Genomic DNA, 2,779 nt, shown 5'->3' on the forward strand with positions numbered 1-2,779 from the left:
ACAGCGGTCGCGGCCACTGCCATGAGCTTGCGCTTGCTCAATGTTCCTCCATGTGGTGATACGCCTCCGATCGGAGGCTCCGTCGCCACGCTGTCCCGGACGAGGAGACAGTGTGATCTTCGTGCCCAGCACCGTACACAGGCATTTCCACGCGTCCCAGAGCAGGCGGGGCAACGATGTCGTTTCGTTATCGAAGTGCAACTCCGGCGCCACAACACCCCAAGTGGCGAAGTGAAAGTGAACCGATCGTGGGCTCAGCGCCGGCGCACGACGAGCGTGTCGAGCGCCAGGTCGTCGAGGCCGCGCCGGTCCGTGCCGACCACCACTGCGGGCAGCACCAGCCCGACCATGACCGCACGGGCAAACGCGCGCACCCAACCCACCGGTTCGCCGCCGACGCGGGTGACCCCGATGCCGGTGATGAGTTGCCCGAAGCTGCTGCCGGTCAAGGCGGTGAGGAGTGCCTTCTGGAGCACGAAGACGGTCAGGACGGTCCACGCCCGCCAGCCCCGTTCGGTGAGGACGCCGCCGCCGAAGGCCCCCACGGCGACGGCCATGGACGCGCCCCAGTCGATGACAAGCGCGCCGACGCGTGCCGACCACGGGGCGAGTGCGCCGCGACCGTCCTCGGGCAGGCCGAGGGACTGCCCGGGATACGAGGCGTCCGCGTCCACGAGGTGGTCACTCACGCCCCCGAGCCTACCGCCGCCGGCGGCGTCCACCTCGGAGGGCCAGAAGGCAGGTAAACCCAGTAGCCAGGCACATGACGCCACCACCGACGGGGGTTCTGAGTGGCCAGCGCCCCCGGGTGTGGGGTAACACCGCTGAAACATGGACGTAAATGGACGGTGATGCCGGGGCACTAGATTCGCGGGCGTCCAATCCCTACCTTTCGGAGGAAAGATGTTCCAAGGCGCCGACGACCTGCTGGCGTTCGTGGCCGAGAACGAGATCGAGACGATCGACGTTCGCTTCTGCGACCTGCCCGGTGTCATGCAGCACTTCACCGTGCCTTCTGTGTTCCTCACGGCCGACGTGTTCGAGGAGGGCCTCAGCTTCGACGGCAGCTCGATCCGTGGCTTCCAGAAGATCCACGAGTCGGACATGGCACTCATGCCCGACCCGACGACGGCGTTCGTCGACCCGTTCCGCAAGAGCAAGACGCTCGTCATGAACTGGTTCGTGCACGACCCGATCACCAAGGAGCCGTACAGCCGCGATCCGCGGAACATCGCCCGCAAGGCGCAGGAATACCTGAAGAGCACCGGCATCGGCGACACGGCCTTCATGGGCCCCGAGGCCGAGTTCTACGTGTTCGACTCCGTGCGCTTCGAGACCAAGCAGAACGCCGGCTACTACTTCATCGAGTCGGAGGCAGGCGCGTGGGCGACCGGCTCCGAGAACGACGTCGACGGCCGGGTCAACCGCGGTTACAAGGTCAAGTACAAGGGCGGCTACTTCCCGGTGGCTCCGGTCGACCACTTCGGTGATCTGCGCGACGACATGGTGCGCAACCTGATCGGCGTCGGCCTGGAGATCGAGCGCGCCCACCACGAGGTCGGCACCGCCGGCCAGGGCGAGATCGCCGTCAAGTTCGCCGAACTGCTCACCGCCGCCGACAACCTGATGAAGTACAAGTACGTCATCAAGAACACGGCGTGGGAGGCCGGCAAGACCGCCACCTTCATGCCGAAGCCGATCTTCGGCGACAACGGCTCGGGCATGCACGTGCACCAGTCCATCTGGAAGAACGGCGATCCGCTGTTCGCCGACGAGGCCGGCTACGCGGGCCTGTCCGACATCGCCCGGTGGTACATCGGGGGCATCCTCGCCCACGCGCCGGCGCTGCTGGCGTTCACCAACCCGACGGCGAACTCCTACCACCGGTTGGTCCCGGGCTTCGAGGCGCCGGTCAACCTGGTGTACAGCCAGCGCAACCGGTCGGCGTGTATCCGCATCCCGATCACCGGCCCGTCGCCCAAGGCGAAGCGCATGGAGTTCCGCTGCCCCGACCCGTCGGCCAACCCGTACCTCGCGTTCGCCGCGATGCTGCTGGCCGGTCTCGACGGCATCGCGAACAAGATCGAGCCGCCCGCGCCGGTCGACAAGGACCTCTACGAGCTGCCGCCCGAGGAGCACGCGGAGATCGCGACCGTGCCCGGTTCGCTCGAGGAGGCCTTGAACGCACTGGAGGCCGACCACGACTTCCTGCTGGCCGGCGACGTGTTCACCGCCGACCTCATCGAGACGTGGGTCGAGCTCAAGCGCGAGGACATCAACGCCCTGCGCTTCCGCCCGCACCCGCACGAGTTCGAGATGTACTACGACATCTGAGCCGACCACTCGGCCGACAAGGGGCTCCCGACCTGCGCGCTGCAGGTCGGGAGCCCCTCCCATTCGGACGCAGGGAAGTCGACGCAGGCCCGCCTGCAGCCCCCGGCAGCGATCCCGCATGCGGTCCAGGGTCCGCTCGACCGTCGGGGCCATCGACGCCGCTTGGGCGCTTGTACGCCGGTTGGGTGCACTTACGCCGGTTCGACCGGGACGTACGCCGCTTGGGTGCTCATACGCCGGGTCTGCGCGGCGTATGTGCGACTAGCCGGCGTGCATGCTCAGCGGGGGTTTCGTGCGGACACCGAGGCGCGCCGGTCGGGGTGGCGTTCGCTGGTTGAGCTTGTCGAAACCATGGTTTCCCAGCAACGAGCGACCCCTCAGGGACGCGGCGTCAGCGGCGGATGGGTGCCGGGTTCCGGGCCGGTCGCGACGGGACGCTCCGTGC

The 2,779-nt window shown here is 67.6% G+C and carries 2 protein-coding genes; one reads left to right on the top strand and one right to left on the bottom strand.

The window, feature by feature from the left end; all coding sequences use genetic code 11:
- Window positions 1–254: 254 nt before the first annotated feature.
- Window positions 255–689 (bottom strand): RDD family protein, encoded by a 435-nt coding sequence (locus Q1K57_RS04445; RefSeq protein WP_300079417.1) that lies wholly within the window; start codon window positions 687–689, stop codon window positions 255–257.
- A gap of 214 nt (window positions 690–903) precedes the next feature.
- Here Q1K57_RS04445 and glnA point away from each other — a divergent pair, with 214 nt between their 5' ends.
- The gene (gene glnA, locus Q1K57_RS04450; protein ID WP_300079419.1) at window positions 904–2,334 is read left to right on the top strand and encodes a type I glutamate--ammonia ligase; all 1,431 of its coding nucleotides are present in this window, start codon (window positions 904–906) and stop codon (window positions 2,332–2,334) included.
- The last annotated feature ends 445 nt before the right edge of the window (window positions 2,335–2,779 follow it).

Source organism: Propioniciclava sp. (genome assembly GCF_029977985.1).
Taxonomy (GTDB): domain Bacteria; phylum Actinomycetota; class Actinomycetes; order Propionibacteriales; family Propionibacteriaceae; genus Propioniciclava.

Coding starts and splice junctions, on each gene's coding strand:
- glnA (WP_300079419.1), top strand. CDS start 904: ATGTTCCAAGGCGCCGACGACCTGCTGGCGTTCGTGGCCGAGAACGAG.